This is a genomic window from Bifidobacterium sp. 7101 (genome assembly GCF_000499285.1).
Taxonomy (GTDB): Bacteria; Actinomycetota; Actinomycetes; order Actinomycetales; family Bifidobacteriaceae; genus Bombiscardovia; species Bombiscardovia apis_A.
The window spans coordinates 134,279-152,907 of sequence record NZ_AWUN01000002.1 but is presented as its reverse complement, the minus strand read 5'-3'; the positions used below and the strand labels follow the sequence as shown (position 1 = coordinate 152,907).

At 53.6% G+C, this 18,629-nt stretch carries 15 protein-coding genes and 1 CRISPR repeat array; of the genes, 12 read left to right on the top strand and 3 right to left on the bottom strand.

The features are described from left to right. Window positions 1–344: 344 nt before the first annotated feature. The gene (locus tag P272_RS08600) at window positions 345–1,349 is read right to left on the bottom strand and encodes a hypothetical protein (protein ID WP_044097729.1); all 1,005 of its coding nucleotides are present in this window, start codon (window positions 1,347–1,349) and stop codon (window positions 345–347) included. 1,157 nt (window positions 1,350–2,506) lie between these two features. Between P272_RS08600 and P272_RS0103305 the strand changes: the two genes are divergently transcribed. The 11 genes from P272_RS0103305 to P272_RS0103255 all read left to right on the top strand — a co-directional run bounded on the left by P272_RS0103305 (window position 2,507) and on the right by P272_RS0103255 (window position 15,578). Beyond that, entirely contained in the window at window positions 2,507–2,992 is a 486-nt protein-coding gene (locus P272_RS0103305) for a helix-turn-helix domain-containing protein (RefSeq protein ID WP_029678132.1), read from the top strand. Window positions 2,993–3,572: 580 nt separating this feature from the next. Next, a complete protein-coding gene (locus P272_RS0103300) occupies window positions 3,573–3,821 on the top strand; it encodes a hypothetical protein (RefSeq protein ID WP_029678130.1) in 249 nt (82 codons plus the stop codon). Next, the gene (cas3, locus tag P272_RS08595; RefSeq protein ID WP_052323158.1) at window positions 3,808–5,952 is read left to right on the top strand and encodes a CRISPR-associated helicase Cas3'; all 2,145 of its coding nucleotides are present in this window, start codon (window positions 3,808–3,810) and stop codon (window positions 5,950–5,952) included. Before P272_RS0103300 ends, cas3 begins: the two co-directional genes overlap by 14 nt. Window positions 5,953–5,997: 45 nt before the next feature. Then, window positions 5,998–6,654: a type I-C CRISPR-associated protein Cas5c gene (gene cas5c / locus P272_RS0103290; protein ID WP_029678127.1), complete on the top strand. Its 657-nt coding sequence runs from the start codon at window positions 5,998–6,000 to the stop codon at window positions 6,652–6,654. Further along, window positions 6,651–8,444 (top strand): type I-C CRISPR-associated protein Cas8c/Csd1, encoded by a 1,794-nt coding sequence (gene cas8c / locus P272_RS0103285; protein WP_029678125.1) that lies wholly within the window; start codon window positions 6,651–6,653, stop codon window positions 8,442–8,444. Before cas5c ends, cas8c begins: the two co-directional genes overlap by 4 nt. Continuing rightward, the gene (cas7c, locus tag P272_RS0103280; RefSeq protein WP_029678124.1) at window positions 8,437–9,369 is read left to right on the top strand and encodes a type I-C CRISPR-associated protein Cas7/Csd2; all 933 of its coding nucleotides are present in this window, start codon (window positions 8,437–8,439) and stop codon (window positions 9,367–9,369) included. Before cas8c ends, cas7c begins: the two co-directional genes overlap by 8 nt. A 10-nt stretch (window positions 9,370–9,379) precedes the next feature. After that, a complete protein-coding gene (cas4, locus tag P272_RS0103275; RefSeq protein WP_253269660.1) occupies window positions 9,380–10,081 on the top strand; it encodes a CRISPR-associated protein Cas4 in 702 nt (233 codons plus the stop codon). A 59-nt stretch (window positions 10,082–10,140) separates the two neighbouring features. Then, window positions 10,141–11,172 carry a type I-C CRISPR-associated endonuclease Cas1c gene (gene cas1c, locus P272_RS0103270; protein WP_029678122.1) on the top strand — a complete coding sequence of 344 codons (1,032 nt, stop codon included), beginning with the start codon at window positions 10,141–10,143 and terminating at the stop codon, window positions 11,170–11,172. A 12-nt stretch (window positions 11,173–11,184) separates the two neighbouring features. Next, window positions 11,185–11,475: a CRISPR-associated endonuclease Cas2 gene (gene cas2, locus P272_RS0103265; protein ID WP_029678121.1), complete on the top strand. Its 291-nt coding sequence runs from the start codon at window positions 11,185–11,187 to the stop codon at window positions 11,473–11,475. A gap of 460 nt (window positions 11,476–11,935) precedes the next feature. After that, a CRISPR array of direct repeats spans window positions 11,936–13,892; the repeat unit is 32 nt; unit sequence GTCGCTCCCTTCACGGGAGCGTGGATTGAAAT. A 333-nt stretch (window positions 13,893–14,225) separates the two neighbouring features. Beyond that, on the top strand, window positions 14,226–14,510 hold the full coding sequence (locus P272_RS0103260) for a hypothetical protein (RefSeq protein WP_253269658.1): 285 nt from the start codon (window positions 14,226–14,228) through the stop codon (window positions 14,508–14,510). Window positions 14,511–14,861: 351 nt separating this feature from the next. Further along, complete coding sequence (locus P272_RS0103255; protein ID WP_029678119.1) at window positions 14,862–15,578, top strand: hypothetical protein; 717 nt, start codon at window positions 14,862–14,864, stop codon at window positions 15,576–15,578. Between the two features lie 159 nt (window positions 15,579–15,737). On the opposite strand, the gene P272_RS0103250 is transcribed toward P272_RS0103255, so the two are convergent. Continuing rightward, window positions 15,738–16,964, bottom strand: a complete 1,227-nt coding sequence (locus tag P272_RS0103250) for a hypothetical protein (protein ID WP_029678117.1) — start codon at window positions 16,962–16,964, stop codon at window positions 15,738–15,740. A 636-nt stretch (window positions 16,965–17,600) separates the two neighbouring features. Beyond that, entirely contained in the window at window positions 17,601–17,804 is a 204-nt protein-coding gene (locus P272_RS09075) for a DUF4176 domain-containing protein (RefSeq protein WP_044097728.1), read from the bottom strand. Between the two features lie 419 nt (window positions 17,805–18,223). Here P272_RS09075 and rpsO point away from each other — a divergent pair, with 419 nt between their 5' ends. Next, window positions 18,224–18,493, top strand: a complete 270-nt coding sequence (gene rpsO / locus P272_RS0103240; RefSeq protein ID WP_024626835.1) for a 30S ribosomal protein S15 — start codon at window positions 18,224–18,226, stop codon at window positions 18,491–18,493. Window positions 18,494–18,629 lie beyond the last annotated feature (136 nt).

The following is an 18,629-nucleotide window of genomic DNA, read 5'->3' as shown; positions in this document are numbered from 1 at the left end:
GCGTTAATCCCTGGCTATAGCCTTAGGTGGCTAAATATGAAGTCTTCGGCATGTGAGGCGATACTTTGACTGTGTCGAAGTCGAATTCGATCTTCAAGGCTTCAGATGTAGTCAGCACATGTATTACATGCCTCGCTCCAAGGGTTGACTGCGGTTCGCGTGTAGACTACATACAGCCTCTTCTTGATGCGTGTTCCCTGCTCACGTGGAGATGATCCCAGCGTAGCGTTAGGTTGTGGGTCCGCAAGGAATTCAGGTGCGGCATGGCAGGGGCGTGATGATCGAAGACGCGAAGGGCCGTCCTCCGAAGCCGGAGGGACGGCCCTTTTGCATGCACGGGAAGCTCAGCATCCGCTGGTAATGTCAGGTTGCATTATGCACAGATAATGATGGGCCCCGTCGATCTGCTCCTGGGTGTAGTGATCAGGGGCGGGAGCGTAGCTGGAGCCGCTACCTCCCGACGAAGGCGCGGGAGCGGTATAGCCGCCTCCTGATCCGCCTCCCCGACGAGCGGTCTGGCCGCTGCGGAATCCGCCTCGTGCATATCTGGAGCCGTTGGAACGGGCCGAAGTGCTGGCAGAGCCGCTTCGTGTGTGGCCCGAGGAAGGCGCCGGAGCCACAACAGCCGCCTGCTGGGCCTGCTGATCGGCGGCCTCCTGGTCGGCTTTGGCCTTGGCGGTCTTCGAGTCACTGACTGCCTGCATCTGGTTGGCGAGGTCCTGGATGGCCTTGCGCCGCACGTTGGCGTCTGCCTTGGCGTCGGCCTGCACGGCCTTGGCCTGGTCGAGCACCGTCTTCAGGGCGTCGCGCACAGCGTTGTCCGCCACCTGTCCGTCGCTGCCCGAGAGCAGCGAGTCCCCGTCAGCGATTGCCTTGTCCAGGTGCGCCTTGACCGTCCTGGCCTCGTCATGGGCCACCTTCTCCGAGGCCGCTTTGACGCCGCGGTCGGCGGCATCAGCCTTGGCGGCAACTTGGTCGGCCTGCTGTGCCAAGGCTCTCAACGAACTCCACGAGTCGTCCACGCTGCACGAAGGCACTGCGGGGACGGAGGGCTTGGCGGCCTTGTCCACGGCGGCCACGACCTTGACGTCGGACACGTCGCCCTGGGGTATGGCCCGGGCCCGCCGCTGCGCCGCAGCCCGGTCCGTCTTGTAGGCCTTCACATTCCGAGCCGCTGAAGCCGCTTGCGACCGGCAGTCGGCCAGGGATTCCGCCTTGACGTGCGAAGACCAAGCCCACACCCCTAGCAACAGGCCCGCGGCAACCACCAGGACGGCCACGAGGCCGACGATGAAATGCCAATGGTCGGCCTTCGCCGATGCGCCCTGCGCATTCCCCTTCCATGCCATGACTGATTCCCTTCCCTCATGGTGCAGGCCTTGTATGGTCTGCGACAGAACGCCTGCATCCTCGAAGATAATCCTTACTGATGCAAACTTTTTTGTGCATACTACGCGCATTCCCCGCATACGTGTGAATAATCACATTTGTAGCAGGCTCGCCGGACTGGACTTCATGCGTTCCCTGCATCCGCGGGCGTGATTCCATCAAGAGGAACATCGTTGTCATTGGTCCAAACCTCTTCGCTTACTCTGGGTTCAAAGATTTCAGAACGGATGGCTGACAGGTTCGCCACGATAATTCAAAACCAACAACCAGAGTGATTTCGAATCGTTCTGTCGTCGCGTGAGAGTGCAGCAGGTATGTCTTTCGCCCTTTGTCTTTGACTTCAGTGCTCGCATATATGGGGTCGCTGCTGGTGTCTCTGAGCTCATCGATGAGGGCAGGCATAGGGAATACCGCGATAAGTGCAGCCAACTTTACATCTTCAGCCTTGTCTTTGAAGGAGGTAAACGGTTTTGGGCGATTGGTTTGGCTAGCGTATAACCCTGCTAAATATGTTTTGATGGGATCACGCCCAATCTTGAGGTTGTGTGGTGTGGCCAGACAAGGATGAAGCTAATGGAACTTACGTGCTAGTACCAATGAATGGACCCGGTGAGAAGGCTTATGCTAATGGTGTGTGTCAGTATGATCCAGAGTGTCCTGTACATCGTCATCGTCCAGGGACGACGTGTCCGGTGGTTTACCGCAAGAGGATGGCTGCGGCGCGTGAGGCTGAACGCCGTCAGCAGCAGCGTGACGAGCTAATAGGGGTCGTCGTCTTCATAGCGGTCGTTATCATCGGCTTTGCCATCCTGAATAGGGTAATCCCCGGATTCCTTAGCACTCTTCTGCAGGGCCTCGGCTTCATGAATAAGTAAATACCAAGCATTTCTGACTCTTGCTCGCAGTCTCAATGCCAAGAAGGTCTTACTATAGGCTCAACGGTCATTGCACCTAGCGCGACACCTATCCCAGTTTTCAAATCACGTATTTGAAATCAGGCGAGCTCACACCGCGTACCAATGCTATGTGGGGCGTTGCCCATGGTGGTCAGTTTGTGCTTTTGGATTGTTACCAATACCATCGCTATCGGTCTGTGGGGCCGACAGGGAAGCTTTGGATGCACTTCGATGGTCAGACGGCCCGATTTTATTATCAGCAGATAATTGCCAAGCGGGGGCCGATCTTCGCCCTGGAGCAGGTTGAAAAGGCATTGCATCCGCTAAAGACCATTTACAACATATTTCGGTTCGGCACCTATTTATCCGAAACAATGCTTGCGAAATATGTGACGGACATTCTGACCTGGTTCGTTGATGCGCCGGTGGGGCAGGGTGACATTGACAGGAGCGGCCATGACATTCAAATGGTGATGACATATATTGCCAATCATCAGCTAGCCGCTATGACTGGTCTCGGTGAGCTTAGCTTCATTAGGGTATTCAAAAAGGCAACCGGTTATACGCCTCATGCCTATGCTATGGACGCGCTAACCAATGCAACTCGAAGCATACTCAACAATTCTTCTAAGCCTGTCGAGCAGATAGCTCTGAATTGCGGATGTTCCAAGCCTCCGTCTTTTGCAGCGCTCCTAAATCCAAAGTAGAGAGTCTCCTATGTAGATCCATCGCCGTACTTTGTAGATAGCGGATAAGGTCAATGAACATATCAAGTGCTTGTGCTGTGGAGAGTAGAGTAGAGCGTATCCGTAATGTGATACAGATCGGTTCAAACGGGGCGGACCTAGTCGCATGCTCATGTTTGCAGTCGGTTTGTGTTCCATTTTCCATCATTTATGGTGTTTGCAGGCATTGATATGTATGGAGGGATAGTCGCCGTGAGGCGTGGGTTGAAACGGTTATGTTGTTATTTCTGTATAGAGGGCTCATCGGCTATGTTCGATGAGCCTCTTGTTTTTTTGAGCGAGGGCCTTTTTCTCGCTTTTGATTAATAAAACTTCGTAATTTTCTTAATTACAACTTAACCGAAGTTGACTTTCTGGAAGTATAGATATATTTTTACTTTAGTACATGAGTTAATCGCCTATACGAAGGAGATGGGGCGATGGTTGATGATTCTGTGTTTATATGCGGGAAGCCGGTCTGTGTATGGCGATTGACGCCTTGGATTCAGGTCAATACAACGCAACCGCTCAACAGTGACCGAAGTCAGGAAGAGATGATCGCATGACGACCGAAGGCGATGAGATAGACGAGTATCTGGCCCGCACTTCGAAAGATCATGGTTTCGAGGTCTGCGTGCAGCATCTGGTGATGACTGGATGTCTTGATGCAGCCTTCGCCGGCAGGCTGGCTGGTTATCTGTATGACCAAGATCAGGCTGATATGGGTCTGGATACAGGCCTTCTTCACGACATAGGCAAGTATTCGGAGGAATTCCAGAGGATGATCAGGGAGGCCTATGATGAGCAGTAGTGTCAATCACTCTTCATACGGGATGAAAGTAGCCTATAAGCTCCATCTTCAAGAAGCCACATTTGCCATTGCAGGGCATCATGCTGGGTTGCCGGATTTTGGCAATCGTATTGATACCGAGAATTCAAGCACCTTGGTCGGCAGAATGAAGCGTCCCAACCCTGATGCATCGCATTGGAAGGATGAGATCACTCTTCCCGAAGTCAAGCCGCTTGCTTCTTTGGGCTCACATTTCTCGGACATGATGCGTATCCGTATGCACGAATCAGCGCTAGTGGATGCGGATCGGCTGGATGCTGAGTTCTTTGTCAATGGCAAAGTAGAGCGCGATGAATCGCCATTTCTCGAGCAGCTGCTTCAGGATCTCGGTCCTGATCGTCTGTCCAGTTCTATTATGCCGCCTCCACAGGAATTACGCGAAATAAGCAAAGCGCTGGCTGGGCAGCTGCGTGACCATCAGTCGATCAGAATCAAGGCGCTTGCTGAAATCATGGAGCGCAGGGCTGAGTCCTTCCTGTCGGCAAAGGCAAGTACGTCATTGAATGAAAAACGCAATGCCATATTGCGTGACTGCCTTACTCACGGAGCCGATCCTGAATGGAAACCAGGTCTATACACGCTGACCGCTCCCACAGGCGGCGGCAAGACTGATTCCTCGCTTACGTTCGCGCTAGAACACGCCAAAACGCATCATATGGATAGGGTTATTTACGTCGTGCCCTACACGTCAATCATCGACCAGACGGTAAAGGAATTCGAAACCCTCCTTGGGCCAGATGCGGTTCTACCACACTATGCAGATGCTGCTTTTCAATTAAAAGAGGAAGACGAGCTTACAGCAAACGATTTGCATCGCAGTTTTGCGGCCGAAAACTGGAATATGCCGGTTATCGTAACCACTGCTGTGCAGTTTTTCGAAAGCCTGTTCGCCAACAAGGCCTCTAAACTCAGGAAGATTCATAACATAGCTAACTCTGTTGTGATCTTCGATGAGGCCCAGACCTTGCCCTTGCCTCAGCTGAAACCATGTGTACAGGCCATAGCTGAACTGGTTGCCAACTATCACGTCACCGCGGTGCTGTGCACAGCAACACAGCCGGCCTTGCAGGAATTGTTTGCTCAGGCTCTTCAATGCCCAAATCTGACCATCCCTGAAATTGCACCATTGAGTGAAAAGGAGCGCTCGGAATTCAGGCGCAACCGAATCGTCGATGACGGTCATAAGAACATGGATGAGATGGCTGAAGCAGTAGAAGGCCATAATCAGGTTCTGTGCGTGGTCAACACACGTAAGGAGGCGCAGTACATCTCCGGAATGGTGCGAAAGCATGGCTTTGAAGACGGCACTTTCTGCCTGACTACACTGCAATGTGCCTATGACAGGGAACGGTTGCTGAAGCAGATACGGGATCGCCTCGCCCAGGGAGAATCTTGCAGGGTCGTATCCACGTCTCTGATAGAGGCAGGAGTGGATGTCGATTTTCCTGAGGCATATAGGGAACAGACCGGTCTTGATTCGATTCTTCAGACAGCAGGCCGTTGCAATAGAGAAGGTCGACGTGAAGCGGATGCCTCGTTGGTTCATGTTTTTTCGACTGATGAGGGCCAGGTTTCGTTTTTGAAACAGAATATGCTGGCTTTCGAGTTGGTACGGGAAGGCAATGCTGACCTGGCATCTTCAAAAGCGATTCATGAATATTTCACCAGGCTCTTTGGAATGCGAGGGGACGAGAGTCTCGATCAGCGTCAGATTCTTAAGGCTCATGAGCGTGGAATATCAGGATGCCGTATGCCGTTCGCTCAGATTGCTGAGCTTTTCAAGCTGATTGATACGCCAACTGTTCCCGTCTATATACCGGTCAATGAAGAAGCGAGCGCCCTGTGTGCCCAGCTGACTGATCCTCGTTGCTATACGCGAGGGCTGTTCCGCAGATTGGGCCGGTACGCGGTCAATGTCTGGCCTAGACAGCTGGACAGACTCAAAGAGGCTGGGAAGATATCCGCTTTGGCTGAGCACGGTGCCAGGTCGGATGACGATGCATTTGTTCTGCTGGACATGGGCATGTACGACAGTGCTACAGGTCTGCAGGTCGATGAAGATCAGTTGCCTCAAAACGGTCTGCTGTATTGATGGCTGAATCGTAATTAGTAATACCGGCAACAGGAAAGGAGACCAATGACAGTACAACTTGAGGTCTGGGGTCCGTACGCCCTCTTCACCAGACCGGAAATGAAAGTAGAGAGGGTCTCGTACGACGTGATGACGCCGTCGGCGGCACGGGGAATTTTGGAGGCGGTGTTCTGGCATCCGGGCATGGTCTGGCGGATTGACAGGATCGTGGTTATGAATCCCATCAGATTCACCAGTGTTCGTCGCAATGAGGTCAGCAGCGTGATATCGGCCGATACTATCCGGTCGATGATCAATGATCCGTCCAAAGACAGCGCGATCTATGCTTCCTCAGACATTCAGCAGCGTGCCTCCACCATTCTGCGGGATGTTCACTATGTGATTGAGGCACACTTTGAAATGAATAGCAAAGCTGCTGCAGGGGATACGCCGGCTAAGTTCATCAGCATGTTCAATAGACGAGCTCAGAACGGGCAGTACTATCACCACCCTTATTTCGGAACACGGGAGTTCCCTGTCGATTTTCGGCTTTGGGATGTCGATAAGGGTCAGCCCAAGGGATTCGAAAATGGTCATCGGGATCTGGGGTACATGTTATACGACATGGACTATCGAGACCCTGCGGACCCGCAACCTATGTTTTTCAGAGCTGAATTGATTAACGGCGTGCTGGATGCAACTGATCCGAGGGTGAGCTCATGATTGGCGAACTAGTCAGACTTTACGACCGGCTGGTGGAGGCTGGTCAGGCACCGCGGTATGGATACAGCGTTGAAAATGTTCCGTGGGGACTGGACATAGCGGATGACGGGGCCATAACCCATGTCATTCCGTTTGGGACATTGACAAAGAACAAGCAGTTCAGACGTATGATGCCTGTTCCGGCACATGCATTACGAACGGTGAAAATTCAGGCCAATTTCCTCTGCGACAACTCCTCTTACCTGCTAGGTGCAGATGCCAACGGTGCAACAGACAAGGCGGCCAAGCGCTTTGCAGCTGCTGCTAAATTGCATCGGCAAGTGCTTGCAAATGCCGAAGATGCTGAAGCCCGTGCAGTGCTCGCTTTCTTTTCCCGGACGCCTCAAGCGGCAGTTGTCGAGGAGAAATTAGGCGAAGGGGACTGGAAGAAGGCCTTGACCGGTAATTTCGTCCTCTGCCGCAGCGGCTTACCTTTATCTGAAAACCCAACCATGCAAAGATACTGGGATTCATGGTTCTCTTCGGGTGACGAGGACGGTGATGATCCGGCCGCTGGTTCTGAAACCATGCAAAGTGTTGTTTCAGGCCAAGCCGTCGTTCCCGCTCTTACTCATCCAAATATCAGAGGCGTCCGCAACGCACAATCCAGCGGATCCGCACTGGTGTCTTTCAATGCTCCAGCGTATCTTTCCTACAACAAAAAGCAGGACCAAAATGCTCCTATGAGCAAGCGTGAAGCTTTCGCTTACACCACAGCCTTAAATACTGTGTTGAAGGACGATCAGTACACAAGAACTATCAATGATGGTTCCTTGACGATTGTCTCCTGGGCAGAATCAGGACAGGCTGAGTACTCAGCCGAGATGAACATGTGTATTGAAGGCGCCGTAGGGGTTGATCAACAGGATCTGATAGCCACTGTCACGGCCTTGTCTAAAGGAAACCCAGTTGATTTCAATGGTGTCAGGCTTAATCCGGATGAGCATTTCTACATCCTTGGACTTGCCCCCAACGCCGCCAGACTTTCGGTGTCCTTCTTCTTGAAGGACACCTATGGCAGTTACATGGAGCATGTACGTCGGCATTATGAAGATCTGGATATCGAACGCCCGAAATTTGACAAGCGTCGTGACCTACCTGTGTGGATGCTGCTTGCGCAAACTGTACCGCCCGCCAATGGTGGGAAAAAGAGGATCCCAGCTTCCCCCCATACAGTTTCCGACCTTTTTAAGGCCATTCTTACAGGTGCGCCCTATCCTACGTCGCTCCTGACTGCTGTTGAGAACCGCATAGGCGTTGAGCATGACGTGCCCCGCGCCAAGGCTGCAATCATCAAAGCGTATTTTCTTCGTCACCCAAACAACCAATGCCCTAAGGAGGTATTGCAAGTGTCCATCAACAAAGAAAGCACTAATGTGCCCTATGTCCTAGGACGACTGTTCGCCCTATATGAGGACATACAACATGCTGCGAATCCCGGTATCAATACCACGATTGGTGACCGCTTCTTTACTAACGCATCGACCATGCCAGCCGTGGTTTTCCCGCACTTGGGTGATTTGGCGAAAAAGCACCTACGAAAACTATCAACTGGAACGCAGATTTACTATACCAAGCGTATCGCAGATCTGATGACCAGAATCGGCGAGAACTTCCCAACGAGGTTATCGCTGCCTGAACAAGGGGCTTTCCAGCTCGGATACTATTTCGAGACTCAGGAGCGCTACAAGGGCAAAAACAAGGACGACAATAAGGAAACCAACAAGGAAGAAGGAGTTGCAAATGAGTGAGCAAACAGCCAAGGCTATCCAAAATAGGTACGATTTCTCCATTCTTTACGATGTTGAGAATGGCAATCCCAACGGAGATCCGGAATCAGGCAATATGCCACGAACCGATAGTGAGACCGGAATTGGAATTGTTACCGATGTTTGCCTGAAGAGGAAGATACGTAACTATGTGCAGCTGATTAATGGGGATAAGGCGCCCTGGCGTATCTATATCAAGCAGCAGGTTCCGCTGAACCGTCTTGATGCTGAGGCGCTGAAAGCGGTTGGCGTCAATGGGGATCCCGATGTGGACAGTATCGGGAAGGCTTTAAAGAAGGCCAAGAAGGAAAACGGCGAGCTGGATAGATTAATCCTCGATTACATGTGCTCCAATTTCTTCGATATCAGGACCTTTGGCGCGGTGATGACCACCTTCGTCAAGGGCGGGTTGGCCTGTGGCCAGGTGCGCGGCCCTGTGCAACTTGGATTCTCGAGGTCCATCGATCCGATTTTCCCGCAGTCTGTCACCATAACCAGAGTGGCCATTACTACGGAAAAAGACCAAGAGAACAAGAATAACGAGATGGGCAACAAGTCCATTGTTCCTTACGGTCTATACCGCGCTGATGGCTATGTGAATGCCAAGCTTGCACAAAAGACCACCGGATTTAGCGAGGAGGACCTGGCTATGCTTTGGCAGGCCATTCTCAACATGTTCGAGTTCGATCATTCTGCAGCTAGGGGCAAGATGGCCGTTCGCAAACTCTACGTCTTCAAGCACAGCAACGATCTTGGCGATGCTCCCTCCTACAAGCTGTTCGATAGCATTCATGTGGCTCATAAGCCTGAGGTTGAGACCCCGCGCAGCTTCTCGGATTACGATGTGACGGTCGATACTTCAGCTATTCCGCAGTCGGTCGAACTGACTGAAATGGTGGATGGCTGAGTCTGCTGCAATGAGTGATAATTCCATGGACTTGTCCATGGCCACAGGGCCGGCCGAATATCCTGAGGATGAATGGCTGGCCCTGTCTGGCATTCAGCATTTCGAATTCTGCAAGCGCCAATGGGCATTGATCCACATAGAGGAGCAATGGCATGACAACACCAGAACATATGCAGGAGACTTCGAACATCGGCGTGCTCACGACTACCATGCTTCAGAAAAACGTGGCGACACCTTGATACTGCGCGACCTGCGTGTATTCTCCCGAAGGCTGGGAGTGGTCGGCGATTGTGACATCGTTGAATTTCATGCAGCTCAGGATGGAGTTGCATTGACAGGCAGAAGAGGACGGTGGACACCCTATCCTATTGAGTACAAGCATGGTTCCAGCAAAGTCAATAATGCTGACCGTTTGCAATTGTGCGGCGAAGCCATGTGTCTGGAAGAAATGCTCTCCTGCAGCATCAGCCAGGGGGCCTTGTTCTACCAGCGGACCAAGCGCCGTGAAGTGGTCGAACTCAACGATGATCTTCGCGCTCAGGTAGTCGATGATCTGGCGCAGATGCGGGACCTTTATCGGCGAGGCCGTACTCCAAAGGTGAAGCCAAAGACAGGATGCCGGTCATGCTCATTGAAGGATATCTGCCTGCCCGAACTTGTGCATAAGTCTTCCGCTGCTGACTACATTCGAAAGACCTTGAAAGAATTGTAGGGGTAATTTGAGCAATGAGAGTCTATTGAGGGAAAACACCAGAGGGAAGCGATGATCCATTGAGACAGATGTTGAACACCTTGTTTGTCACTACAGAGGATGCCTACCTTTCCCTGGAGCAGGAGAACGTCGTGGTGAATGAGGGGGACCACGTCATGGGGCGGATTCCTCTACGTGCCTTGGAGTCTATTCTTTGCTTCAGTTACAAGGGTGCCTCGCCGGCCTTGCTGGGTAAGTGCAATGAATTTGGAGTCTCATTTGCCTTCTATTCTCCTCAGGGCAAGTACTACGGGTCTATGCTTGGAGAAGCTAACAGAAATGTGCTTTTGCGACGCCGTCAGTATCACATGGCCGATGATGATAATGAGGTCTGTTCGATTGCAGCTTCGTTCGTCATGGGCAAGATATTCAATGCCCGACAGGTGTTGGAGCGTGCTACCAGAGACCATGCTTTACGGATCAATGTGCCTCGTGTCAAAAAGCAGAGTGCCCGTCTGTTGGCAGCCTTGCAGGAATTGGACGGTTGCCTAACAGCGGATTCGGTTCGTGGTGTGGAGGGGGAGGCCGCGAAGTGCTACTTTTATGCCTTTGATGATCTCATCCTCACAAATAAGGATGATTTCTACTTCGAGCAGCGCAGCCGGAGGCCACCGATGGATAGGATGAATGCCCTGCTCTCATTTATCTACGTGCTACTTTCAGGAGATTGTCGTTCTGCACTTCAAGGTGTCGGCCTTGATCCTTATGTCGGTTTCTTACATACAGACAGGCCAGGCAGATCTTCGCTGGCTCTGGACCTTGTTGAGGAATTGCGCCCTGTCTTTGCGGATCGGCTGGCTTTGTCCCTGGTCAACACCCATATGGTTAAGGCCGGAGATTTCGAGATTCGAGAGAACGGAGGAACTTACCTTAACGACAAGGGGAGGAAGCAGGTGCTTTCAGCCTGGCAGAAGCGCAAAAATGAGCAAATCATGCACCCCTTTCTTAAGGAGAAAGTGCCATGGGGGTTGGTGCCCTATGTGCAGGCATTATTGCTGGCTAGATACATACGTGGGGATATGGATGCCTATCCTCCAATGTTCTGGAAGTAGGGTGGAAGAATCATGATGGTGGTTGTTGCCTATGATGTCGACACCTGTGAGGCGGCTGGGCGGAAGCGGTTGCGACAGGTCGGCCATGAGTGCATGAAGTTTGGGCAGCGTGTGCAAAATAGTGTGTTTGAATGCGTGGTTACTCCTGCAGACCGTGAGCTCCTAAAACAGCGGCTGATGACGTTGATCAATCCTCAGGAAGACAGCTTGATTATGTACGACCTGGGTGCCAGGTATTCCCGAAGGATCCATTACTACGGGGTGAGGCGCCATATCCCTGTTGATCAAGTGATGATGCTATAGAATCATGGGACTTTGGTTATATGATTTTGATTGTCTTGTATTGTTTGAGTCACTGAAATTAGACGCTGGTTAAGTGGTTGGTGTAATTCTGTAAACAGTGCATTATGCTGACTGATGTTCTGGACCATAGTTGACGCGAAACTCTAGCAATCATGTATTCGTCTGATCCTTCGCGCTGCAGATCGTTGCTTTATGACAACATCCGAGCTAAATTTCGCATGTTTTTGTGGTCAGTGTTCTTTTCAAAGTTACAAGCGGAAAGCTATAGGTGCGAAAAAAGCTAGAATTTTAGTGAAACGGATGAACGGTTGTTTGATAACTGAATAGTGATGTTATCGACTTAAAGCACTGTTTCAATTCCGCGACTAGTGATAGAAACTAGGTAGTTGGGTTAGGCTTTTGGAAGTCGTCGGCCATTAAAGGCCGACCATATATTGGCCATTGGATGTATCATTGCGCTGTCGCTCCCTTCACGGGAGCGTGGATTGAAATTCCTCGTCCGTAAAATCGCGCTTCTCCTCTTGGTCGCTCCCTTCACGGGAGCGTGGATTGAAATACCGATACGCTCGCCCAATGGAAGGCCAAGGGGGGTCGCTCCCTTCACGGGAGCGTGGATTGAAATTGGCGGGTTTTGGTCTGGTGTCGTCTGGTAGATAACGTCGCTCCCTTCACGGGAGCGTGGATTGAAATAGGCACGCGCACCGAATCTGCAACATCCTGCGAGGGTCGCTCCCTTCACGGGAGCGTGGATTGAAATCGCCCCTTTTTGTTCCTGGAGACGTTGATTTCCGGTCGCTCCCTTCACGGGAGCGTGGATTGAAATCGCATAGTACTGCTGATCCGGCCTATCATCCAGGTGTCGCTCCCTTCACGGGAGCGTGGATTGAAATATCGTCAGCGCCCAGCTGCCCTCAGGGCAGGTCAGGTCGCTCCCTTCACGGGAGCGTGGATTGAAATCGGGTTAGTGTCGGCGCTTGGTGTCATGAATGAGTCGCTCCCTTCACGGGAGCGTGGATTGAAATATCAAAGATGCCGATTACCAGGAGCAGACCCGCAAGTCGCTCCCTTCACGGGAGCGTGGATTGAAATACCACGCGCGGCTGGCTGCACCAGGGTTATGACGGTCGCTCCCTTCACGGGAGCGTGGATTGAAATCTGACCAGGAGTTTTTCCAGCAGGGCTTCGCTGGTCGCTCCCTTCACGGGAGCGTGGATTGAAATGGCAACGTCGACAGCCTGGGCGAGGTGGTCATGCCCGTCGCTCCCTTTACGGGAGCGTGGATTGAAATAGCCCCAAAGACGCGCAGGAAGTCGAAGGCAGAAGTCGCTCCCTTCACGGGAGCGTGGATTGAAATATCTGCTTCGACGGCAGTCTGGGCCTGGAGCTGCCGTCGCTCCCTTCACGGGAGCGTGGATTGAAATCCCGAGCGGCTGCCGGCCACTTGCATCGAGGCCGGTCGCTCCCTTCACGGGAGCGTGGATTGAAATCAATGAGGAAGACGGACTGTGACGACCTCGTCGCGGTCGCTCCCTTCACGGGAGCGTGGATTGAAATTCTACGGGGATAAGGGTTTCGGCCTGGTGTACCCGGTCGCTCCCTTCACGGGAGCGTGGATTGAAATTGGTGTGACCTTGGGCATGTCACACGTCCCGGTCAGGTCGCTCCCTTCACGGGAGCGTGGATTGAAATGAGATACACACCTGAAAGGAGGTGCTCTATGTAGGTCGCTCCCTTCACGGGAGCGTGGATTGAAATGACAAGGGGAGCCCGCAGGAGCGGCGCATCGACTAGTCGCTCCCTTCACGGGAGCGTGGATTGAAATCTTTGATACATGGTCTGCCAGTTTGCCCACTGTGGTCGCTCCCTTCACGGGAGCGTGGATTGAAATATATCTCCCTGCGGGCACCCTACTTGCCTGGCCGTCGCTCCCTTCACGGGAGCGTGGATTGAAATACCTGGACCGGCTTCGAGGACGTTCACGCGATCGTCGCTCCCTTCACGGGAGCGTGGATTGAAATTCTGATGCCAGCCGGTAGGCGACTATCGCATAGCAGTCGCTCCCTTCACGGGAGCGTGGATTGAAATATATCCAAGCCGTTGCTGCCAACGGGCGTGATGTGTCGCTCCCTTCACGGGAGCGTGGATTGAAATGCCCACTGCATCTGCGTCCTTATCTCAGTTGACAGACGTCGCTTCCTTCACGGGAGCGTGGATTGAAATCATTGGCTGTACGACAGTGCAATCCGGCCCGTCTGTCGCTCCCTTCACGGGAGCGTGGATTGAAATATCGACCAGGCCAACGACCGCAGGCAGGCCCCGGGTCGCTCCCTTCACGGGAGCGTGGATTGAAATGTGTTCGGATGGAGCTGATATGGAGGGTGCGGCGTCGCTCCCTTCACGGGAGCGTGGGTTGGGAATACCACTACGATGGTTCTCTACCTGCGGTAAATGCGTAGCCCCTTTCATAGAAGCCTGAATTGGAAAACTGATTGCGTTACTTTGAATTATCCAGACAGCACTGTTTTCTATCGGTAACACGTATCAAATCAGTTCTTTCACCAAAACTCCGTGATAAATTGTACTCCTACTAAGCAGGATTACGAGTTGTTGCTTCGGTATTGTGTCAGTCGTTTTTATACCATTTGCTTGTTACTAGCCCCCGAAAGTGCCGTGCTCCCCTGCATCTGCAGGAATGGTTCTACGGGCCATCGGATGATGCCTTTCAGGAACACAAATATGAGAGGAGATGAATGGCTATGGATGAGGATTTCATGAGAAAAATGGCATCCAAGGATAAGGCCTGCACCACTCATGACCATATTCCTGATGACCGGATCAACAGTTACGCGTCATGGTATCCCATCACTGATGATATGGATGAGACCGAACGCCGGGTCTGGGATTCGCTGGATGATGAGGACAGGAAAATGATCCAGCCTGATCGTACATACTATGGGACGAACTATGGTGCTGGCTTCGGCGGCAATAGCAAGGTGAGTTTCTACGATGTCCTCGGCATCAGGCAGTTCGACTGACTCATTCCGGGGCTCCTATAGGTTGTTGCAATCGGTAAATGGAGCGCTATAGGAGCGCCGGGGAGCATCCATCACCGCTTCATGGTTCGAACATGAGTGTTTGATTCTCCTTCAGCCCCAGCAATCGCATTGGTGCGCCCTGATTGAAGGTTGCTTCTGCCTTCAAGGCGTCCATTACCGCTTAGCAGATGACTAGCGGGGTGTTTGAATACGGATTGTCATGGTTTTCAGATGCGCATGATTGGTTGGGCAGAAGATGCGGCCCGGGTGTTCCTGGGTGCGGATGCGCCTCCCGGTATAAGCTTGTAGGCGATGTGTCCACGAGCAGCGGACTTGGAGGTGTGGTCGCCGATGGAGCAATTCGACGATGCGGATGGCGCGGAACCCGGCAAAAGCGATTCAACTGGTTCCACAGCCGTACCATCGCACCCGGATGAGGCGACTGCGGTGAACAAGGTCTCGGCTCATCCTGAGGCGACCATTCCGGATTCGGAGTACTCGTTGGCTGAGATCGAGCAGCGCCGTGCCCGTCCGGTTCGCTGGGTTGTCTTCGCGCTGGCGGTCCTCCTGGCCATCGTCATTCCTTATGGATATGGCCGCTCGCTGGCCATCAACCACACCCAGGGCGTTCTCCACTATGCCTCGGTCCTGGACCCGCGAGGCATAGCCCTGATTGCCTGGACAGTGACCGTGCTGACCTTTATGGGCATCGGCATGTCCATCATCGAGTCGTCCTCATGGTTCTGGCGGGTGGTCTTCGTGCTGGGCCTGGCTGCAGAACAGCTGATCGCCGGACTCTGCCTGCTCAAGATGAACTTCTGGTACAGCACCTTTGTCGTCTACCAGCATCAGGCCATCCTGGCCAACGCGGCCAACTTGGGCATCATCGCGGCCGGTCTGGGCGTGGCGGTCTTTGCGGTCGTTTTCGTTGCCATCCTGGTCTGCGTGCGCAAGGATTCCCCCTGGAACACGCTGACCCACAGCTGGTCGGCCCTCTCCTTATTCTTCATCATCGAGCTGGCGGCCATCGCCATCGTCCTCTTCGGAGGCCTCATCACCGCGGCATGAATCATAGGATCGCTGAATTTACCAGAATATGCTGCACGATGGGTGTCGGTAACTGTCAGTTGTTGTTTTGGGTTGATTCCTGTCTGCACGCTGTCAAGAGGCGCGAGCGTAAGGCCAGAGCGCAATTGATCACGGGGATGGGGTTGATGCATATGGGCTTTACTCCGCTAATTCCCGATCCAGGCGTTTGGCTATCCGCTCGGCGTAGGAGGTATCTATGATGATTAGGCTCCCGCAGGTCACAAACAGAGCGACCACGGGCCAGCCCATGAGGGTATGGACCCATTCGGGAAGGGTGAAGAAATCAGTGAGGAGCATGAGCGGCACCAGGATGTAAACGCTGTAGCCGAGGACATGCATGGTGTAGGGGATGGTAGTTCCTGTGATGTATCGCATGCCGATCCAGTAATTGTCGAGGGCGATTTGGAGTTCGCGGCTGCTGGCCGGGGTCATTTGGTGTTGGGGGAATTGCCGGTGGGTGGCCCAAACCCATGCGCCGACGCCGATGGCGAGGCCTAGGACGCAGCTGACGATCGCTGTGGTCCGTCGGGGCATGCCCAGGAGGACATCGCCGCCCTGGAGTGGATGGTACGGTTCGAAGCGGTGCCATGCGCGGGCTATTTTTAAGGCGGATATGAAGATGATGACGATCAGCGCGATGATGGATAAGGGGACAGAGTAGTGTCTTCTGTTGTATTCCCTGGCTTCCGGGGTCCGGTAGCGCATGGGGGCCTTAACGGGCTGGTTGCGGACGCGGTCCCAGTAGACGCGGGTGAACCGGTCGGGCAGGAAGCCGATGGCTTCGTAGCGCCACCATGCGGGGCGGCTGGCGTGCCAGTTCGGCGTCGGCTGTGTCCGGCGGCGAACCTGGTCCTCCCGCCGGTGATCGCGGGCGAGGGCGCGGACCTGGCGGGCGCGCAGGAGCCTGGTGACGGGGTTGTCGGGTCCCTTCCAGGCCAGGAGGCTGACCTGGTCCTGGGTGAAGATGACCAGGTCGGGGTCGGGGGTGTGGCCGACGCCGACCTCGGGCAGGGGGGCGTCGCCCCCGGGAACTACGCCGGGTCCGCAGGCAAGGCCGCCAACGGAGCAGATCCTGCCCGCGTACCATGGACCGGATGACCCGGTGGTCTGTTCGGGTGGCTGCACATACTGGCCGACCAGACGGACCACTAGCCCGTCCTCTCCCAGACCGTCGAACCATCCGGTACCTCTGTAGGCCCCGGATACGCTGGCAGGCCCGTCGGCCAGGACGACCAGCGAGCCCAGGGGTAGGACCTGCCCAGGCCGGGGCCGGCCGATCCTGCCGCGCCGCCGCCACACATGCCCCTGGAAGGTCTGCAGGCACAGGCCCCGCGCCAGGAGGTAGGGCGCCAGGACGCGGTCCATCAGCCGCCTCGACCTCCACGCATTGAACGACATCAACACAAACAACCAGACCAGCATCGCCGGAGAGCCTAATACGACATCTATCAATAGGTACAACATCAGTACGCCCCCACTAATGTCATCCCCGGTTTCAATCCGAGCCGCGCACATGGCGATGCAGAAGACAGTGGGAAAGCTACCATAGATTGTCCTTCATGTGGCCCCACTGTCATCTCCATTCCCGCGATTGACGGAATCGTCGTAAAAAGCGTTGCCGGCTACTGTACCGAGGTATCCTACGGCTAAACCAATTCCACCTCCTACAATCGTACTTGGCCCAGGGGCGATTGAATCCCACAACTGCTCCAGCGGCAGCTCATGCTGCAGCACCGATAACACCACCACAGGCAGTGATCAGGCCATGAGCCATAGCATCTTGGGTAGCTGCCTGTTGTCAGTATGTGCCGAAGGAATCAGCAATGCCGTTCAATGATTCAAAACCGCCAGAAAGAAAATCGCCGACCATGAAAGAGCGGTTCAATGTGTTGAGTTGCATAGCCTAGGCGGTTGCTTCATTAACGCATCCGTCAAGGCCGTTTTTGGTCTTCTCCCCTCTATCCCTTTTATCGAGTATGTCCTATGTGACCGGTAACTGAATCAGAGATGAAGGTGGGGGTAGGAGGTTGATTTGGTGACTTCATCAAACCTTCGTTCATAGGATCGTTCCTCGGCGTTGATATATCCCATGAACACTATTTCCGTCACGTCTTGGCGGTTGAAGAAAACGATCTTGGCCGGATCAGTCATGCCATACGGGAATTGTACGGCACCATAGTCAAAGTAACCCGTTGTACCATGCATGTAACCAGCAGGGTACCAGGGTCTCTTCTGGTTTTCACTACGGATCCCAAAGGAAGAATGATATTTTCTGATTTGATGGAGTTCTGCTCGGATTGTTTCATTAGGTGCCCTCTTTGGTGGATGAATGAAGTTACATTCCTTCAACTTCTCTAAAACCTATGGTAGGGCTACACGGTAAATCACGGTCGGTTCGTGCAACACAGTGCGGCATCTTCGTTACATCGGAGTGAAATGGCCCATTCCTCATTGGCACTAATCCAATTTTCGTTATGCTTTCCTTCATTTTGTTGATTCCGTCGCTGTTTGTTTGGTCCGCAAAATGTGTATAATAGACTTTTGGCGTGTTTCGCCCGCGGATCGAGAGCGCTTCAGCATAGGGCTGGTGCACCGCGTAACGGAAGAATGCAAGAGGAGGAGCCGTGGCTCTTACGAGTGAGCAGAAGCAGGCAATCGTCAAGGAATACGCGACCCACGAGGGTGACACCGGTTCCCCCGAGGTCCAGGTGGCTCTGCTGAGCAAGCGCATCTCCGACCTGACCGAGCACCTCAAGCAGCATCAGCACGACCATCATTCGCGTCGCGGTCTGCTGCTCATGGTCGGCCATCGTCGCCGGTTGCTGGATTACCTCAAGAAGGTGGACATCAACCGCTACCGTTCCCTGGTGGAGCGTCTTGGACTGCGCCACTAATATGCATGCTTTCGCCCGGGCCTAGCGCTCGGGCGCTTTTGCATGACTGAACCAGGCACCGTTAACCCCGGGATGGGGTTGTAGAAGATGGTGCCGAGTTGAAATGCAAGGTTGGTCCGCAAGGAATGAAGATAGC

Coding starts and splice junctions, on each gene's coding strand:
- P272_RS08600 (WP_044097729.1), bottom strand. CDS start 1,349: ATGGCATGGAAGGGGAATGCGCAGGGCGCATCGGCGAAGGCCGACCAT.
- P272_RS0103305 (WP_029678132.1), top strand. CDS start 2,507: ATGCACTTCGATGGTCAGACGGCCCGATTTTATTATCAGCAGATAATT.
- P272_RS0103300 (WP_029678130.1), top strand. CDS start 3,573: ATGACGACCGAAGGCGATGAGATAGACGAGTATCTGGCCCGCACTTCG.
- cas3 (WP_052323158.1), top strand. CDS start 3,808: ATGATGAGCAGTAGTGTCAATCACTCTTCATACGGGATGAAAGTAGCC.
- cas5c (WP_029678127.1), top strand. CDS start 5,998: ATGACAGTACAACTTGAGGTCTGGGGTCCGTACGCCCTCTTCACCAGA.
- cas8c (WP_029678125.1), top strand. CDS start 6,651: ATGATTGGCGAACTAGTCAGACTTTACGACCGGCTGGTGGAGGCTGGT.
- cas7c (WP_029678124.1), top strand. CDS start 8,437: ATGAGTGAGCAAACAGCCAAGGCTATCCAAAATAGGTACGATTTCTCC.
- cas4 (WP_253269660.1), top strand. CDS start 9,380: ATGAGTGATAATTCCATGGACTTGTCCATGGCCACAGGGCCGGCCGAA.
- cas2 (WP_029678121.1), top strand. CDS start 11,185: ATGATGGTGGTTGTTGCCTATGATGTCGACACCTGTGAGGCGGCTGGG.
- P272_RS0103260 (WP_253269658.1), top strand. CDS start 14,226: ATGGCTATGGATGAGGATTTCATGAGAAAAATGGCATCCAAGGATAAG.
- P272_RS0103255 (WP_029678119.1), top strand. CDS start 14,862: ATGGAGCAATTCGACGATGCGGATGGCGCGGAACCCGGCAAAAGCGAT.
- P272_RS0103250 (WP_029678117.1), bottom strand. CDS start 16,964: ATGGACCGCGTCCTGGCGCCCTACCTCCTGGCGCGGGGCCTGTGCCTG.
- P272_RS09075 (WP_044097728.1), bottom strand. CDS start 17,804: ATGCATGGTACAACGGGTTACTTTGACTATGGTGCCGTACAATTCCCG.